Source organism: Nocardia takedensis NBRC 100417, from assembly GCF_000308695.1.
In the GTDB taxonomy this organism is placed as follows: Bacteria; Actinomycetota; Actinomycetes; order Mycobacteriales; family Mycobacteriaceae; genus Nocardia; species Nocardia takedensis.
Genome location: NZ_BAGG01000019.1, coordinates 1 through 17,673, shown reverse-complemented (window position 1 = coordinate 17,673; position 17,673 = coordinate 1). Strand labels below are relative to the sequence as shown.

The following is a 17,673-nucleotide window of genomic DNA, read 5'->3' as shown; positions in this document are numbered from 1 at the left end:
TCGAACAAGCAAGAGGTATTCGTATTCGGGGCGTTGCGCCCTAATGAGACCACAGAAAGTGGCGTCGTGACGGAACTCCGATGTTCGTGCTAGAGCAGCACACCGCCAGTTGCCAGATCATAGCCAGCCCCGTCGCGTGGCCTGCACACCGGCCTGGAATCGGGTGCTCGCACCCAGCCGTTCCAGCAGTCGCGCGGTGCGCCGCACCACCGTCCGCCGGGACATGCCCAGCCTGCGGGCGATGGTGTCGTCGGTGGCTCCCAACCCCATCAGGGTCAGGATCGCCTTGTCGCGTTCGTCGAGTTCCTCGGCCGCCGGATTGACCGAGATCGGCGCGGCCAGCCCCCACAGCACGTCGAAGGTGCGCACCAGCAGTCGCAGCGCGGGCGACCCGGTGATCCGCAACCCCATCGGATCGGGTCGACGCTCGTCGGCGTGCAGCACCAGACTGGCCCGGTCGTCGTCGCTGATGATCAGCTTGAACGGCGGTTCCGGCAGCGTCCTGGCCTGCGCGCCACTGGCGTTGGTGGCCAGCGCGTGCCGCAGACGGTCGGCGTCCTGGTAGATGGTGTCCTGGTAGAGCGTCTGGTAGCGGATCCCCTCGCCCAGTCGGGCGCGTTTGAGCAGGAACAACCGCTGTTCGCGTTCGGCGTCGCTCAGATACGGTCCGCGTTCGATGAGTTTGACGCAGGTGCGCGCCCCGGTCTGCATCTCCTCGAAATCGGCCAGCATCTCCAGTCGTTCGTAGACGGGCACGATCGCGCCCTGCGCGCGGGGCGAGCGCCGCACCGACCGGAAGGTCTCGCTCAACCGGGCCGCGGAGGCGTGCATCTGGTTGATGGCGTGCTGGCGGCGTCGGGCCTCGAACTCCGACAGCGATTCCGGCGCGTGCGCGTCCCAGATCGGTTCGCCCGCCGCGCCTTCGATTTTCACCACGGCCTGTAGTTCGCAGAGCACCGCCAACGATTCGGCGGCGTCCTCGGGGCTGACGCTCAGCAGTCGGGCGATCTCGGCGAGGCCGGATCGCGGATGGTGCACCAGCGCGGCATAGGTCCGGCCGTGCGGTGATCCCGGCTCGAAGATGTCGCCGAGTTCGGTCAAGAGCCCACCTCGGGGGTCGGCCGGTCCTGTCGGAGGGATATCGGCGAAACTCGCCGCGCGGTCCTCGTACGACCGCCGATGTGCCGGATCCCCCATGTGAGTGACCGGGTGCGCGAAGTCGGAGTTCGAGCCGGGCAGCGTGTCTCAGTGCTCCGACGGGCCCCAGTGCATGGGCACGCCACGCGCTGCCAGGTAGGGCATCGGGTCGATCTTGCTGCCGCCCTGATCCCAGATCTCCAGGTGCAGGTGCGGGCCGGTGGACTGGCCGCGGTTGCCGACCGTCGCGATGACATCGCCCGCGCGCACCTTCTGGCCCGCGCTGACCAGCATGTCGTTGACGTGCCCGTAGACGGCGGTGGTGCCGTCGTCCTGGAGCACGCGCACCCACAGGCCGAACCCGGAGGCGGGACCGGCTTCGATAACCGTTCCGTTGCTGACCGAGTGGATCGGGGCGCCGAGGCGATCGGCGAAGTCCAGACCGTAGTGGAATTCACCCCAGCGGCTACCGAATCCGGAGCTGATGGCGCCGGCGACCGGACGGACCGCGGCGGGCGCGGGGGCGACGTGCTGCTGCACGCCCTTGAGGATGTCCTCGACCTGGGAGAGCGGGTTGGCGATCTCCGGGGGCAGGTTCTGGAGACCGAAGGGGGCGGCGACCGGCGCGGCGACCGGCGCGGCCTGGGCCACCGGTTCGGCGACGGGCGTCTGTTCCTCGACGGCCGCGTCGAACTTGGCCTGGGTGACCGGGACCTCGGCGGTGGCCTGGAAGGTGATCGGCTCGGTGGCCTTGGCCGCGTCCTCGACATCGTGTCCGGTCAGCGGGGCGGCGAGCGCCGGGGCGACCTGGGAGACGGTGCCGACCAGCGCGCCCGCGGCGACGGCGGCGCCCGCCGCCATCCGGATGCGCTCGGCCGAGGAGGATTCGGCGCGGTGACGGGTGGGCCGGCTCTTGGTGCCGACGGTGCCGTCGATGCCGCATTCGCCGATGAGGCTCATGACGGTGATGGAACTGGGGCCTACCCGGTGCTGCGACAAAGCTTCGTCCTAGCGTCCGACCTGCGTTGGTCTCCGACCTACTCTGGACAACGAAGCCTTCAAGCGTTACCCCGATCGGGGCTCCCGAAACTTCGTAACGTTTCGGCATCCGTTGTGACGCGAACTCTACCCCGCCGTGACCATTTCGCAACCTTCTGGCCCCATCTTTTTTCATTTCCCCAGGTAGATAGGGCCGTAGGGAGGTAACGAAACGCCGCGAACATCGTTATCGGAGGCCGCCGGAAAGCCCACGACCAGCACGGTCGGCCAGACTCGACACGTGATCATCGACGAACTGCGCGTCCCGATCGTCCTGGCCCCGATGGCGGGCGGACCCTCCACCCCGGAACTCACCGTCGCGGTCGGCGAAGCGGGCGGCCTCGGCCTGCTGGCCGCCGGATACCTGCCCGCCGACGAACTCGCCCGCCGGATCGCGGCCACCCGCGCGGGCGCCCCCCTCCCGTTCGGCGTCAACCTGTTCGTCCCCGGCCCGGCGACGCCGCCCGCGGAGTTCGCCGACTACCTGGCCGAACTCGGACGCGACCACGAACTCGGCGCGCCCGCGCACGACACCGACGACTGGGCCGCCAAACTCGACCTGCTCGTGGCGGACCCGGTCGCGGTGGTCACCTGCACCTTCGGCTGCCCCGACGCCGCGGAGATCGCGCGACTGCGCGCCGTCGGCACGGAGGTGTGGGTGACGGTGACCTCGGTCGGCGAGGCCCGGATCGCCCGCGACGCGGGCGCGGACGCGCTGATCGCCCAGGGCGCCGAAGCGGGCGGTCACCGCGCGAATTTCATCGACCGCGTCGCGGACGACCCGGTCGACCCCCTGGGCCTGCTGGCACTGCTGCAACTGCTGCGCGCCCACGTCGACCTGCCGATCGTGGCGACCGGCGGCTTGAGCACGGGCGCGGGGATCGCGGCGGCGATGGCGGCGGGCGCGGCGGCCGCCCAACTCGGGACGATCTTCCTGCGCTGCCCGGAGGCGGGCACCAACCCGGTGCACCGCGCCGCGGTGGGTTCCGCCGAACCGACCGCGCTGACCCGCGCCTTCACCGGTCGCCGGGCCCGCGGCATCCGCAACCGCTTCATGGCCGAGCATTCGGCCAGCGCGCCGGTCGCCTATCCCGAGATCCACTACGCCACCGCACCGCTGCGGGCGGCGGCACGGGCGGCGGGCAACCGCGAGGAGGTGAATCTCTGGGCGGGTCAGACCCAGTCGCTGAGTCCGGAGCTACCGGCGGGCGAATTGGTCGCCTCGCTGGCGCGCGACGCGAAAACCGCACTGGAGACGGCACTTTCACGGCGAATCCAGTCTTGTTGACAACGACTGTCGATTAGAATCGTCGGGGCGTCCCCGTCCACCCCGTCCCAGGAGGAGAGCGCCATGTCCCTCGATGTCCCCACCGCACTGCTCGAACGCGCCGAAGCAGGCGAGATCGACGACGCGGACTTCGTCGAATGCGTCCGTATCTCCCTGCCCTACGCGTGGGAGGTGGTCAGTCGGGTCGCCGGTGAGCTGGCCGACGGCGCCGACGAGTACGCCGACAACCTGATCGCCCCGCCCGACGAGGTCGCGCGCGGACAACTGCTGCGCGCCATGGCCTCCGACGCCATCCGCGCGGGCCTGGAACGCCACTTCGGCGTCAAGCTGGCCTTCCAGAACTGTCACCGGGTGGCGGCGTTCCCGCTCTCGGCCGTCGGCGGCGACACCTACACCCGCTTCACCGGGGCCAGGGCCCAACTGCTCAACCAGAGCCCGGAACTGCGCAACTGCTGACCCGGCCGGGCGGGGGATGCGCGCATCCCCCGCCCGCACCGCTCACGCCAGCGTCAGAACGGTGAGCTCGCCCTCGGCGTACTGTCCGCGCAACCGCTTCTTGTCGAATTTGCCGACGCTGGTCTTGGGCACCTCCGCGATGAACGTCCAACGTTCCGGCAACTGCCATTTCGCGAACTTGTCGGCCAGGAACCCGCGCAGTTCGTCGGCTTGGGCCTCGGTCGGCTCCGAGCCCTCCTTCAGCACGATCGCCACCAGCGGCCGCTCGTCCCACTTCTCGTCGGGCACGCCGATCACCGCGGCCTCGGCCACCGCCGGATGCCCCATCACCGCGTTCTCCAGGTCGACCGAGGAGATCCACTCGCCGCCGGACTTGATGACGTCCTTGGAGCGGTCGACCAGCGTCAGATAGCCGTCCGGGGTGATCTTGCCGACGTCACCCGTGCGCAGCCAGCCGTCGTCGAACTTGTCCGGGTCGACCTGCGTGCCGTCGGGCGAGTAGTAGGAGCCGGTGATCCACGGACCGCGGACCTCCAACTCCCCCAGCGACTGTCCGTCGTTGGGCACCACCGAACCGTCGTCGCCCACCAGCCGCGCCCGCACGCCGGCCGGGAAACGGCCCTGGCTGTAGCGGTACGCCCATTCCTCGGCCCCGGTGACCCCGGTCGGCGGGTGCGAGACGCTGCCCAGCGGCGAGGTCTCGGTCATGCCCCACGCGTGCAGGATGCGCACGCCGTGCTTGTCCTGGAAGGCGTGCATCATCGACGGCGGCACCGCCGACCCGCCGACCACCACGGTCCGCATGTGCGAGATGTCCTGCGGTTTGGCCTCCAGCCCCGCCAGCACGCCGCCCCAGATGGTCGGCACCGCCGCCGCGAAGGTCGGCCGCTGATGTTCCATCAGTTCCAGCAGCGGTCCCGGCTGGAGGAATCGGTCGGGCATGATCAGGTTCGCGCCCGACATCAGCGCCGCGTACGGCAGGCCCCAGGCGTTGGCGTGGAACAACGGCACGATCGCCAGCACGGTGTCGGCGTCGGTGAAGCCCATGCTGTTGGGCGAGATGACCTGCATGGCGTGCAGCCAGTTGGAGCGGTGCGAATACACCACGCCCTTCGGGTCGCCGGTGGTGCCGGAGGTGTAACACATGGCGGCGGCGGCGCGTTCGTCGATGACCGGGAAGTCGTAGGTGTCGGGCTGGGCGGCGAGCAGGTCGATGTAGGAGTGCACCCGCACGCCCTCGGGGGCCTCGAGCGCCGCGGCGTCGCCGTTGGCGACGATCACGTGCCGCACGGTCTTCAGCTTCGGCAGGTACTGGGCGAACATCGGCAGCAGCGTCCCGTCCACGATGACCACCTGGTCCTCGGCGTGGTTGGCCACGAAGACCAACTGATCCGGGAAGAGCCGGATGTTGAGCGCGTGCAGCACCGCGCCCATCGCGGGCACCGCCGCGTAGGCCACCATGTGCTCGTTGTTGTTCCACATGAAGGTGGCGACCCGGTCGCCCACGTCGATGCCGAGTCCGCGCAAGGCGTTCGCCAGGCGGGCCGAGTCGCGGCCCAGTTCGCGGAAGGTCATCGTGCGCACGCCGTCGCCGGTCCAGGTGGAGACCGTGCTGTCACCGCGGAAGGTCGCGGCGTAGTTCAACAGTGTCGCCAGCGACAGCGGCTCGTCCTGCATGGTGCTCAACATCGGAACTCCTTCATCCACCGCGGCCACATGAGCCACGTCACAGTCCGGGATGCTACCCAACGGTAGACATCCGGTGGGAGGGGTCCGTACGGGCCAGTACCGGACATTTGTGCGCTCTGCCCGCGGTCCGCCCGCGCGGGTCGGTCGTTGTCACGAGCCTCGACGCCGCTCTGTCGCCGGAGGGGATCGCGCGGTAGAACAGGACCATGCCTGTTGATCGGATGCTGCCGACGCCGGAAGCGCGCGACCTGATCGAGTTGACCCGCGACATCGCCGACAAAGTCCTCGAACCGCGGGTCGTGGAGTGCGAGAAGTCCGGGACCTACCCCGACGGCGCGCTGCCCGCCCTCGGCGCCGCGGGCCTGCTGAGCCTGCCGTATCCGGAGGAGTTCGGCGGCGGCGGTCAGCCCTACGAGGTCTACCTCCAGGTGCTCGAGGAACTCGCGAGCCGGTGGGCCGCGGTCGCCATCGCCGTCAGCGTGCACAGCCTGTCCTGTCACCCCCTGTTCGCCTACGGCGCCGACGAGCAGAAGGACCGCTGGCTGGGCGAGATGCTCTCGGGCGACACCGTCGGCGCCTACAGCCTGTCCGAGGCGCACGCGGGCTCCGACGCCGCCGCGCTGCGCTGCCGCGCCGAGAAGACCGACGACGGTTACCGGATCACCGGCGCCAAAGCGTGGATCACCAACGGCGGCCGCGCCGACTTCTACACCCTGTTCGCCCGCACCGGCGAGGGGTCGCGCGGCGTCTCCTGTTTCCTGGTCCCCGCCGACACCGAAGGGCTGAGTTTCGGCAAGCCCGAACAGAAGATGGGCCTGCGCGCCATCCCCACCACCACCGCCGCCTACGACGGGGCCGTGCTGCCCGCCGAACGGCTGATCGGCGCGGAGGGCCAAGGACTGTCGATCGCGTTCAGCGCCTTGGACTCCGGCCGCCTCGGCATCTCCGCGATCGCCGTCGGCCTGGCCCAGCGCGCCCTGGACGACGCCGTCGCCTACGCCAAGGAACGCGAGGCGTTCGGCCGCCACATCATCGACCACCAGGGTCTGGGCTTCCTGCTCGCCGACATGGCCGCCGCTGTCGACTCCGCCCGCGCCACCTACCTCGACGCCGCCCGCCGCCGCGACGCCGGCCTGCCCTATTCGCGTCAGGCCAGTGTCGCGAAACTCGTCGCCACCGACGCCGCGATGAAGGTCACCACCGACGCGGTGCAGGTCTTCGGCGGCTACGGCTACACCCAGGACTTCCCCGTCGAGCGCTACATGCGCGAGGCGAAGGTGATGCAGATCTTCGAGGGCACCAACCAGATCCAGCGTCTGGTCATCGCCCGCGGTCTGGCCGCGAGCTGATCGTGTCCTGATCCACGGCATTCCCGGCCTGTCGCGCGGGGCGGCAACCGTGTCCGCTCGCGAGACTTGTCGCAGGTCGGGCAGGACGTCCGCCCCCGCGACGAGAGGTTCGGACCATGGCAGGCAACCCGTTGGGCATCTCCCTCGAACAGGCGGCGCAGGAGTTCGTCGACGCGACCTCCGAACCCCCGTTCCTGTTCCAGCTCGCGCCCGAGGAGGGCCGCAAGACCGTCGACGGCGTGCAGGACAGCCCGATCTTCAAACCCGAGATCGACGAGGAGTGGATCACCGTCGAGGGCGGGCCCACCGGGTCGGTGCCGGTCCGCATCGTCAAACCCCTGGGCGCCGAGGGTCCGCTGCCCGTCATCCTCTACACCCACGGCGCGGGCTGGGTCTTCGGCGACGCCCACACCCACGACCGCCTGGTCCGCGACCTCGCCGTCGGCGCGCACGCCGCCGTCGTCTTCCCCGAATACGACCGCTCCCCCGAGGCCCGCTACCCCGTCGCCAACGAGCAGTCCTACCGCGTCGCCCAGTGGGTCACCACCGACGGCGCTTCGAAGGGGTTGGACGCCGCGCGCCTGGCCGTGGCGGGCGATTCGGTGGGCGGCAACATGGCGATCGCGCTGACCCTGATGGCCAAGGAGCGCGGCGACGTCGCCTTCCGCCACCAAGTGCTGTTCTATCCCGTCACCGACGCCGCCTTCGACACCCCGTCCTACCAGCGGTTCGCCGAGGGCTACTTCCTGACCCGCGAGGGCATGCGCTGGTTCTGGGACCAATACACCACCGACGAGAACGACCGCGCCCAGATCACCGCCTCACCGCTGCGCGCCACCACCGAGCAGTTGACCGGCCTGCCGCCCGCGCTGGTCATCAACGCCGAGGTCGACGTACTGCGCGACGAAGGCGAGGCCTACGCCGCCAAACTGCGGGCCGCGGGCGTGCCCGTCACCCAGGTCCGCTACGCCGCGATGATCCACGATTTCGTCATGCTCAACGCCCTGCACGACACCCACGCGGCCGTCGCCGCCGTCGCCCAAGCCGTCGCGGTGCTGAAAGAGGCCCTGCGCTGAAATGGCCGAAAATATGGATTAGATGTCCGGCGTTCTCTCGGGATTCGCAGGTCGTGCGGCCTACATTCGAATCATGACAGAGCCGTCCATCATCATCCTCGGGGCGGGTTTCGCCGGACTCGGAATGGCACTCGAGCTCCGGCGGGCCGGGCTGAACAACTTCACCATCCTTGAGAAGGCCGCCGACCTCGGCGGAGTCTGGCGGGAGAACACCTACCCCGGGGCCGCCTGCGACGTGCCGTCACCGCTCTACTCGTGGTCCTACGAGCCCAAATCCGATTGGCCACGGCGCTTCTCGGAACAGGCCGACATCCACGCCTACATGCGCGGCGTCGCCCGCAAACACGACCTCGCCCGCTTCATCCGCTTCGGCGTCGAAGTCACCGACGCCGAATTCGACGAAACCGACGGCAAGTGGAAGATCACCACCGCCGCGGGCGAGACCATCACCGCCGACATCTTCATCCCCGCCGTCGGCCAACTCTCGCGCCCCGCGATGCCGAACCTGCCCGGCATCGACACCTTCGAGGGCATCGCGTTCCACTCCGCGGAATGGAACCACGACGTCGACCTCACCGGGAAACGCGTCGCCTGCATCGGCACCGGAGCCAGCGCCGTCCAATACATTCCGCGCATCCAGCCGAAAGTCGAACACCTCACCCTGTTCCAGCGCTCCGCCGCCTGGGTGCTGCCCAAATTCGACACCGAATACAGCACCACCCACAAAGCGGTCTTCAAATACCTGCCCCCCACCCGGCTCGCCGAACGCTTCGCGATCTGGGGCCTCTTCGAAGCCCTCGCCCTCGGCCTGACCGACATCCCCGCGATCAAACACCCCGTCATCGCGATCGCCGACCGCCACCGCGAGAAACAAGTCCCCGACCCCGTCCTGCGCGCCAAACTCACCCCCGACTACGCCGCCGGCTGCAAACGCGGACTCTTCTCCAACGAATACTTCCCCGCCCTCGCCCAACCCAACGTCACCGTCGAAACCACCGCCATCGAAGCCGTCACCCCCACCGGCATCCGCACCACCGACGGCGTGGAACACGAAGTCGACGTCATCATCTACGGCACCGGCTTCAAAGGCACCGAATTTCTCGCCCCCATGAACATCTACGGCACCGGCGGCCGCAAACTCGCCGACGTCTGGGGCGACGAAGGCGCCCGCGCCTACCTCGGCATCTCCGTCCCCCACTTCCCCAACCTGTTCATGATGTACGGCCCCAACACCAACGTCGGCGCGGGCTCCATCATCTACATGCTCGAAGCCCAAGCCCGCTACATCCGCCAAGCCGTCCAATACCTCGGCGCGCACCCGGGGCGGTTCGTCGCCGCTCGCGTAGACGCCGAACAGCGGTGGGACGACTGGTTGCAGAACCGACTCAAGGACACCCCCTGGAACTTCTGCTCCAGTTGGTACCGGAACGCGTCCGGGCGGATCACCAACAACTGGCCGGGGGCGACCGTTCTGTACCGCTGGAAGACCCGGTCGTTCCAGCCTGCGGAGTTCGAGGTGGCCGACGCGGTCCTCGCGTCCCGCTGAATTCGCGTTTCTTTTCGGTCGGCCGGGGTCTCCTCGGCCGACCGATTCTCTTCCATCGGAAGAAACCTCGCGCCGGACGAGGGAGGGATCGCACTCCGCCGCAGTCTGCGAGACCACAACCGACAGTCCCTCCCACGGGGCGACCGCTATTCCCCCTCATTCACCCCGGCCAAGGCCGCAATCCGCCGGTAGGCTCGAATTCATCCAGCACCTCCGAGGGAAGGCGACCGAGGATGGCGTGGCTACTCCTACTCGCGATCATCGTCATCGCGATCCTCGCCCTGACCCTGCGCCAGACCCGCGAGCACGCCATCATCGCCCTTGACGACGCGGTGGCCGAAGCCCACCAGGTCAACGAACGCCTCGGCGGCCAGATCCTCAACCTCACCGGCACCAACGACACCGCCAAACAAGCCCTCGCCGACGCCGCCGAACGCCACTACGCCGCCGCGGCCCAACTCGACCGAGCCCGCACCCCCACCCAAGCCCACCTCGCCCGCCGCACCGCCCTCGAGGGCCTCCACCACATCCGCACCGCCCGCCTGTCCATGCACATGGACCCCGGCACCGACCTCCCACCCCTCTGACCCCACCCACCCCCACCCACGATTCCTCTCCCCCACCCCTCACCCGGTAGACTCCCGAACGTCCACCGAGACCAGCCTTCGTAGCTCAGGGGATAGAGCACCGCTCTCCTAAAGCGGGTGTCGCAGGTTCGAATCCTGCCGAGGGCACCAAAAACATGGGCAACTGATGTTGCCGTGTCGACGGTTTTGTATTGGACATTGTTTCGCCCTGTTGTGGGCGGGGGTTCCGCTGCTGGTTCCGGTGGCGCTGCCAGTGCGGTAGCGGCTTGCGCGGCGGCGTTGACCGTGTCCGTTGTCAGCGTGACGGCGATGATCGCGTGTTTGGTGTTGTGGTCGTATGTGATCTTGATCCCGAACGCCGCGTACAGGTCGCGTTGCAGGGCATCGGGGGCGGTGGTCAGTTTCAGCGCGAGAAGGGGTAGTTGCTCGATCAGGTCGGGGTCGTCGGGTTGTTGTCGGGCGGCTTGCTCGCGCAGCTTTTCCAGTTGGCCGGTCTTGGTTCGGCGTTCCTGCTCGAGTTCGGCGAAGCGACGGCGTAGCCGTTCGGCCCATGCGTCGGCCATCTCGTCGCCGGTGGTGGCGCTGCGGGATTCGCGGTCCTCGAGAAGGTTGTCCTGTCGGCGGGCGATGTCGTTGAGTGTCTTCTCGATCGCGGCGATCCGGGCCTGGGTGTCGTGGTGGTCGCCGGTCTGTTGGCCGCGTAGTTGGTGGCGTAGCAGCACGGCCCGGTCGCGCCCGAGCACGTGGTCGTTGAAGAACGATTCGACGCAGTCGAGTAGGGAGTCCGCGCGGACGTAGACCGCGCGGGGGTGGTCGGCGTAGGACTCGGGTTTGGCGACGCGATCGAGTTTGGGTTGGCAGGAGTAGTAGCCGTAGTTCCCGCGTGTCTTGCCCGACATCCGGCGGTGGCATTGGGCGTGGTGGACGTGGGAGCGCAGCACGTAGGTTCGGATGGTGTCGGGGTGAGAGTTCTTGCCGCCCATGCGTGATCCCTGTCGGGCGGTGCGGCGTTGCTGCACCGCTTCCCACATCTCGCGGCTGACCAACGCCTCGTGGGTGGGTTCGGGTGACCACACCCACTTCTCGGGCGGGATGAGCTTGCCGCCCTTCTTGGTCGATCGCCGGTTCCACACCATGTGGCCGGTGTATTTGGGGTTGATCAGGATCTCGCGCACCGACGAGGTGGTCCAGCATCCCCGCGCCCGCCCGACCCCGTTGGGGACCGGCGGCGGGTACCGGTCGAGATCAGTGTTGAGCCGGTCCGCGATCACCTTGTAAGCGATTCGTTCGTCGTAGCGCCACTGGAAGATCCGCACCACGGCGGGGGCGCGTTCGGGGTCCACGACGAGTCGGGACTTGGTGCGGCCTTCCTCGCGTTTGGCCGCGACCGGGTGCGGCACCTTCTCGTTGAGGTAGCCGTGGCAGGACTTGCCGATGTTCCATCCCTGTTTGGCGTGCTGTTCGTAGCCTTCCCAGGACTGTTCAAGGGTGTGGCGCAGGAACCATTCCGCCACACCCTGTTTCACCCGTCGGACGAGTACCTGGGTGGCGCGTTTCTCCGACAGCGAGATCGGTCCCTCGTCGGCGGCGAACAGCGGGATACCCACCTGTTCCAACTCGTGTTCGAGCTGGGTGGACTGGCGTGTCCAGCGGGCGGCGCGTTCGATCTCCTCGACCACGACCGCCTCGAATCGACGGTTCGGGTGGCGGGCTTCGGCCAGCAGATCGGCCAGTCCCCCGTCGCGCGGTATGGGGATGTCGAACGCCTCGTGCGCGTTGCCGAACCCGCGCAGATCGAGGTCCGTGCGGCTGGATTCGATGTCGTAGAAGAACGCCACGATGACGAACCCCGCCGGTAGGACGTTGCGGCAGTTCTGGAGTTGGCGCGGCAGCGACAGGGTCGGGTCCTGCAAGTCCCGAGTCGATGTCCGCAGGAACACCGCCACGGGCACCTGCGAGCCCCCGCTGATGCCCAACAGGTCGGGGCCGGTCGCGCCGAGGAAGGCCGGCATGGGCGCGGCCATCACCTCCGACTCGCCGGGGCCGATGTATTCGGGCATCTCAGGCCGCCTTCCGGTCGTCGGTGTCGCGGTCGGGGGCATCGAGATCGACCACGCCCGACAGCGCGGTTGTGGTCGTGTGGTCCTGGGTGGCGAGCCAGCGCAGCAGGGCCGCGATGGCGCGCGCCTGCTGATCGGCTACTCGCACGGCTTCGGGGCCGTCGATGTAGCGGATGCGGTACGAGGCGGTCAGCCCGCCCGCGCGCAGGTCGACCATCTCCGGTGCCGGCGTGTCCGGCGTTCGTCGGGTGCGGGGTTCGCCGCGTCGATGTAGTGGTGTGACCACCTTCCGCGCCGGTGATTTCTCGTTCATGAACACCTCTCTCGTGTCGTGTCCCGGTGGCACCGCCCCGGGGCGGGGTCGGCGGGTCGCCGGGGTGTGGCCGGTTGTGTTCGGGTGGCCCGTGTCGGGGCCACCGGGGGTCTATGAACGCTCCGACCAGCCCGGATCGTCAACTGCCTTCTCGCGCTTGCTTTCTGCCGCCGCCCCGGCGGCCACCGACCGGAAACCCCGACCGCGCCTGCCATCGCGCGCAGCGCCCGATCCGGGGGCCGCAATCGCCCGCACCGGCCCGCCGACCCCGGGCGCGCGACGGCCGGGCCGGACAGCACCACCCCGGCTACACACCCCGGGCGGATGTCGGAATCCGGGGTCATGCCGCCCGTCCGTCGGGAAACGCCTCGCGCCTGCCGCTGTCCGGTCCGGTGACCGGTGCCGGCGGCTGGTCGAGGTCGATGTCGGCGTGACCGGTGTCGGTGTCGATGAGTTCGGCGGGGTCGGTGGTGATGAGGTCGTGTTCGGTGGGTGAGGCCAGTGACCCGAACACCGCGCGGTCGGTGCCGCCGACCGCGAGCAGTCCGCTGCCGCGTGCGGCGGTGAGCAGGAATTGGCGTTCACCGTCGGAGAGCCCGAACGCGCTCGCGACCTCGTCGATGGCCTGAGGTGCCTGCCGCAACAGGATCTGGGTCGCGGCATTGGAGACGATCGCCCGCCCCAGCTCGGTCGACAGAACATCAGCGCTGTCCTGGGTCGCGACGGTGAGTCCGGCCCAGTGCTTGCGGAAACTCTTGGCGGCCCGGAACAGGAACTGCGCGCCGGCGGGCTGGCGCATGAGCAGCCACGCCTCGTCCACGGTCACCATTCGGGGCCGTCGATCGGTCGGATTCGCTACCCGCCGCCAGGTCGCGTCCAGCACGAGCAGCGTGCCGATCGCCTTGAGTTCTTCGGGTAGGTCACGCAGTGAGAACACGATCAACGCGCCCTCGGGGGCGATCGTCGTGTCCCCGTCCAGCAGTTCGGCGAAGGCACCACCGCCGACGAACGGGGCCAAGCCCGCGGCCACCTCGCCGCCGGCGGGCGTGCCCAGGGCCTCGAGTTGGTCTCGCAGTTGGCCCAGGATCGGTGCGGGTCGAGTCCAGGTCGCGGGGTCCTCGGTGATCCCGACGGCGGCGTAGGTGCCGGTCAACGCGGTGTCCAGGGCCGCCCGGTGGGCGGGTGTCTGCTCACCGAGCAGCACGATGACGAGGGTGTGCAGGAACAACTTCCGTCTGTTCAGAGCATCCGCCGGGGCGGTGCGCCGTCCGTCGGGGTGGAGGTGGATTTCCAGGTCGAACGGATTGAGCCGAACCCCGGGTGCACCGAGGCGGATGTAGGTTCCCTCGACCGCTTCGGCCAACCGCCGGTATTCGTCCTCGGGGTCGATGACGACCTGCTCGATCCCCCGATACAGCGAACGCAGGATCTCGGTCTTGACCAGATACGACTTCCCCGCCCCGCTGCGCCCGAGCACGACCGCGTTGTGGTTGTGCGCCTCGACCCCGAACCTGTCCACGAACAACAGACCGGATGCGGCGTCGCGGCCGTAGAGCACCCCGGACGGGCGAGCGGCCTCGACCGGATCGGGCACCGGCAATTGCGGGGAATCGAAGGGGAAAGCCGCGGCGAGGGCGGCGGTGTCGAACGTGCGGCACACCCGAATCAGATCGAGCCCGAGGGGCAGGGTCGTGGCCCATGCTTGCGCGGCACGGTAAGACAGTGTCGCGGTGTCCACGAGCAGGCTCGCGGCCAGCGCCCGCACGGCAGCAACCTCCTCGGCCAACTCGGATTCCGTCTCGCCGTGCACGGTGAGATAGACCCCGACCCGGAACAGGCGGGCTTCGGCGCGCGCGACCCGCGCGGACAGGTCGGCGGCGTCCTCGACCGCGACGTCGACCAGCGGGTCGGACAGGCGGCCCCGGTGCGCGTCGTGCATCCGCGAGGACTCCAGGCGGGTGAGTTGGCGGCGTAGGCGGGTGGCGGCGGTGACCGGGTCGACCGGGTCGATGTGCACCGCCACCTCGACCCGCCCCGGATGGGTCAGCAACGGGCCGAGCCAGCCCGCCGTAACCTCGCGCGGGTAGCCGGTGACCGCGAGGGTGGTGGCCCAGTCGCTGCCGATCTCGAGGTGTCGGGTACCGATCGTCAACGACTCCGGCCCGAACCCCACCCCATCCGGCGCGAACGGGTCCGCCGTGACGGCGGGGCCGGTGGTGACGACGGCGTCGCGGCCGGTGATCTCGCCCGCCGGCGAGACGAGTCGATCGGGGTTGCAGCAGGTGCTCAGCACGGCGGTGGCCTGGGTGTCTTCGAGGGCGGTGACCGTGATCCCGAGTGGGGCGAGCAGGTCGGCGGCCTCGCTCATCCGGCGCAGCAACCGGGCCTCGGCCCCGCGTCGCGCGCCCTGGGGAAAGCCCCGCCGAGCCCGAGCACTGCCCACCCTCCTGCGCCGTGTCGAGTTCGTGGCGGGCAGGGGTTCTCGCCAGATCAGCAGCACCTGACGTCGGGTGAGGTGCTCGCGCGATGCGAGTTCGGCGAGGTGCTCGGCGTGGTCGTGGGCGGCGGCGGCCAGGTCCGGGGACATGTCGGCGGCGGCCTCGTGCAGGCCGGTCAGGTGGGTCGTCAGGTCCAATCGTGCGGAGCGGATGAGGATCTGGACGGGTTGGCGCAGGGAATGCAGCCAACCCGCGAGCTGCCCGACGAGGCCATCCTGCTCGACCGGGGTCCGCAACGCCAGGTTCAGGGTGGACGCGACCGCGACCACGGCGAGTCCCTCGGCGCCGAGGTCGATCACCCCCACCCCGCCGCCGCTGTCGGTGACCGAGTCCGGCAACCGGAGTTCCCGCGCCGACAGCGCCGCCGGAACCGGTGCCCGGGAACGGGTCCGGCCGGCGCGGGCGGTGATCCAGCCCGGCGCTGGTGCCGCGTGCTCGGGTTGGGCGATGAGGTGGCGTGCCCGGAATCGGTGTCGGATCGCGGCCATCAGGAGCAGGTCGGCCGGGAGCCCGTCGCGGCGGGTCAGGACCGCGACGGTCACCAGGGCGGCGATCGGGGCGGCGGCCACCAGATACACCAGCGACGGCACCACCGATCTCGTAGCGAGCCACCCGACATACAGCCCCAGCGCGGTCGGTGCCAGCACGGCGAGTTGGCGGGCCGTGAACGGGCCGAGTAGACGGTCGCCGCGATCGACATCGGCGGGGATGCGTACAGGTGTGGTCATCGAAGTTTCCCTCCTCGCGGGGAACGCGGCGCGCGGCGGCGCACGGGTAGATCGGGCAACGGAAGATGTAGCTGCCGTCCCACCGACCGCCTCGGCGGCGGCGAGGGTTGGGGCGGATTAGGCGGTGGTGGTGTGGGTTTGACCCGGGCCACCGGGAACGGCAACGGGTACTGACCCGACCGCGACGGGCGCACCCGGGCGTAGGGGTCGGCCGGTGTGGGCGGGGCGGCGTCGAAGTCGAACGCGAGTTGTTCGGGTCGACGCTTGCGCGGTGTCGGGGTGCTCGGTGGGCGGGGCGGTTCCTGTGGTGGTGTGGGTTTGACGCGGGTGGCGCGGATCGGCAACGGGTACTGGCCGTCTCGTCCCGGCCGGACACCCTTGTAGGGGTCGGGCGGGGCGGGTGGGGTGAAGTCGAAGGCCAGTTGCCTCCCGCGCTGCGTGCGAGGCGGTGTCGGCCTCGCCGCGGACGCGGACGATCCGGCGGGTTCGGGAGCCCGTCGTCGCGGTACCCGACGCACACCCTCGAGGGGCAACATGAGCTGTCCGTCGCGGGTCGCGCGGGTGCGGGCGTAGGGGTCTTTCGGGCCGGCCGGTGGGCGCGGGGTCCGTCGGCGTGGTGGCTTGACGGGCGAGCCTGCGCCACCGCCGCCGGCTCCTTTGAGTAGGCCGAGGGTCTTGTAGGTGAAGTAGCTGCGGGCGATCGAGCCGACGAAGGTGCGGCCTTGGCCGATCCGCAGGACCGACAGCAGCCAGAACGGGGTCTTGATGAGTACGCCCATCAGGGCGAGGGCCACGATCAGGTCCGCGATCCCGTCGGCGTTCGGGCCGAAGAATCCCCACCCGCCGGGGGTCAGGAACACGCGCAGGACCGTCACGAGGATCAGCGATTGCACCACCTGGATCGACAGGCACGCCGCGAACGAACGCCACCACCACCGCGCGACCCCGTCCAAACCCGGCAGGGCGTGACACATCAACGCCAGCGGAGCGGCGACGACGAGGACGATCGTGACCGCGACCCGCACCACGTAGGCGATGAGCAGCACGAGCAGCATCACCGCCAACGCGAGCATCAACAGCAGCGAGAAGATCTGACTGTTGCCGCCGGTCGGGGCGAGGCGGGTCAATGCCGCGCCGGCCGAGTCGGGTTCGACCCCGTCCCCGGCGATCGTCTGGGCCAAGGCGTTGGCGAAACCGATCGCGGCGGTGGCGATGACCATGCTCATCGCCCCGGCCACGAACCCCACCACCAGACGCGGAGCGAGTTCACGGATCGAGTACCGGGTCTGCAACGTCTCACGGACCATGAGCAGCACCCCGGCCGCCATCACCACCAACCCGTACACGGCGAGGACCAACTGCCAGGACCGATCCCACATCCCCCCGACATGGGGCAGCTCGCCGGGTTCAGGGGTGGTTAGCAGGGTGTGCCCGACCAGATCGAGCAGCGGGTTCAGCGAGGTCTCGACCACGCGTGCGAAGAACCCGTCGATCGCCTTCGCCACACACCCCGAGATGTTGTTCACCCCACACTCACCCGACCCGCCCCCGGTCGAATCCGACGGGGCGGGAATCGGAGTCGGGGACGTGGTCGAGGGTGGCGAGATGGGGCGGCTCGGGGTCGGTGGCTGCACCCATCGCGACGGGGACGGGGTCGTCGTGGGGGCGGGCGCGACGGTTGCGCCGGGTATCGGCGGTGCTGTCGTGGTCGGCGGGGCCGGTGTCGGGGTGGTCGGCGGGGCGGGTTGGGCGGCGGCGCTGACCATCCCGAGAGTACCAGCAGGGCCGCGAGAACAGCTGTGATCGCGACCGCGGTGAGCCTGTTCGGGGGCGGTGCCCACCGCCGCGAGGCGGCTGTGGGACGGAAACCGTTGCGTGGGCTCACGGTCATGCCCCGACGATCTGTTT

Annotated in this window: 13 protein-coding genes, 1 tRNA gene and 1 pseudogene; 8 read left to right on the top strand and 7 right to left on the bottom strand. The window is 69.5% G+C overall.

What is annotated here, in order from left to right:
* Nucleotides 1-117: 117 nt before the first annotated feature.
* Together ON30_RS04145 and ON30_RS04140 are read right to left on the bottom strand one after the other, a co-directional pair.
* A complete protein-coding gene (locus ON30_RS04145; RefSeq protein ID WP_040704333.1) occupies nt 118-1,101 on the bottom strand; it encodes a helix-turn-helix domain-containing protein in 984 nt (327 codons plus the stop codon).
* Between the two features lie 144 nt (nt 1,102-1,245).
* Nucleotides 1,246-2,097, bottom strand: a complete 852-nt coding sequence (locus tag ON30_RS04140; RefSeq protein ID WP_051028914.1) for a M23 family metallopeptidase — start codon at nt 2,095-2,097, stop codon at nt 1,246-1,248.
* Between the two features lie 319 nt (nt 2,098-2,416).
* Between ON30_RS04140 and ON30_RS04135 the strand changes: the two genes are divergently transcribed.
* Both ON30_RS04135 and ON30_RS04130 read left to right on the top strand, forming a co-directional pair.
* Nucleotides 2,417-3,463: an NAD(P)H-dependent flavin oxidoreductase gene (locus ON30_RS04135; RefSeq protein WP_174387375.1), complete on the top strand. Its 1,047-nt coding sequence runs from the start codon at nt 2,417-2,419 to the stop codon at nt 3,461-3,463.
* Nucleotides 3,464-3,526: 63 nt separating this feature from the next.
* Entirely contained in the window at nt 3,527-3,919 is a 393-nt protein-coding gene (locus ON30_RS04130) for an SCO5389 family protein (protein ID WP_040704332.1), read from the top strand.
* Between the two features lie 42 nt (nt 3,920-3,961).
* On the opposite strand, the gene ON30_RS04125 is transcribed toward ON30_RS04130, so the two are convergent.
* Nucleotides 3,962-5,608 (bottom strand): long-chain fatty acid--CoA ligase, encoded by a 1,647-nt coding sequence (locus ON30_RS04125; RefSeq protein ID WP_040704509.1) that lies wholly within the window; start codon nt 5,606-5,608, stop codon nt 3,962-3,964.
* Nucleotides 5,609-5,814: 206 nt separating this feature from the next.
* Between ON30_RS04125 and ON30_RS04120 the strand changes: the two genes are divergently transcribed.
* The 5 genes from ON30_RS04120 (at nt 5,815) to ON30_RS04100 (ending at nt 10,316) form a co-directional block, all read left to right on the top strand.
* Nucleotides 5,815-6,957, top strand: coding sequence for an acyl-CoA dehydrogenase family protein (locus ON30_RS04120; protein ID WP_040704331.1), 1,143 nt, complete (start codon nt 5,815-5,817; stop codon nt 6,955-6,957).
* A 116-nt stretch (nt 6,958-7,073) separates the two neighbouring features.
* The gene (locus tag ON30_RS04115; protein ID WP_040704330.1) at nt 7,074-8,033 is read left to right on the top strand and encodes an alpha/beta hydrolase; all 960 of its coding nucleotides are present in this window, start codon (nt 7,074-7,076) and stop codon (nt 8,031-8,033) included.
* A gap of 73 nt (nt 8,034-8,106) precedes the next feature.
* Entirely contained in the window at nt 8,107-9,579 is a 1,473-nt protein-coding gene (locus ON30_RS04110) for a flavin-containing monooxygenase (RefSeq protein ID WP_040704328.1), read from the top strand.
* Between the two features lie 233 nt (nt 9,580-9,812).
* Nucleotides 9,813-10,166, top strand: coding sequence for a hypothetical protein (locus tag ON30_RS04105; RefSeq protein WP_040704508.1), 354 nt, complete (start codon nt 9,813-9,815; stop codon nt 10,164-10,166).
* A gap of 74 nt (nt 10,167-10,240) precedes the next feature.
* Nucleotides 10,241-10,316, top strand: a tRNA-Arg gene (locus ON30_RS04100).
* Between the two features lie 860 nt (nt 10,317-11,176).
* Here ON30_RS04100 and ON30_RS42180 read toward each other — a convergent pair.
* From ON30_RS42180 to ON30_RS35870, 4 genes and pseudogenes are all read right to left on the bottom strand, one after another.
* A pseudogene (locus ON30_RS42180) lies at nt 11,177-12,178 on the bottom strand (recombinase family protein); the annotation flags it as partial.
* 49 nt (nt 12,179-12,227) lie between these two features.
* A complete protein-coding gene (locus ON30_RS04085) occupies nt 12,228-12,539 on the bottom strand; it encodes a hypothetical protein (RefSeq protein WP_157183602.1) in 312 nt (103 codons plus the stop codon).
* A 340-nt stretch (nt 12,540-12,879) separates the two neighbouring features.
* Nucleotides 12,880-15,765, bottom strand: a complete 2,886-nt coding sequence (locus tag ON30_RS37120) for a PrgI family protein (protein ID WP_083911128.1) — start codon at nt 15,763-15,765, stop codon at nt 12,880-12,882.
* The gene (locus ON30_RS35870; protein WP_157183601.1) at nt 15,762-17,270 is read right to left on the bottom strand and encodes a TrbL/VirB6 family protein; all 1,509 of its coding nucleotides are present in this window, start codon (nt 17,268-17,270) and stop codon (nt 15,762-15,764) included. The genes ON30_RS37120 and ON30_RS35870 overlap by 4 nt, the downstream gene beginning before the upstream one ends.
* Before the next feature lie 10 nt (nt 17,271-17,280).
* On the opposite strand from ON30_RS35870, the gene ON30_RS38780 reads away from it, so the two are divergent.
* A complete protein-coding gene (locus tag ON30_RS38780; protein WP_157183600.1) occupies nt 17,281-17,568 on the top strand; it encodes a hypothetical protein in 288 nt (95 codons plus the stop codon).
* The last annotated feature ends 105 nt before the right edge of the window (nt 17,569-17,673 follow it).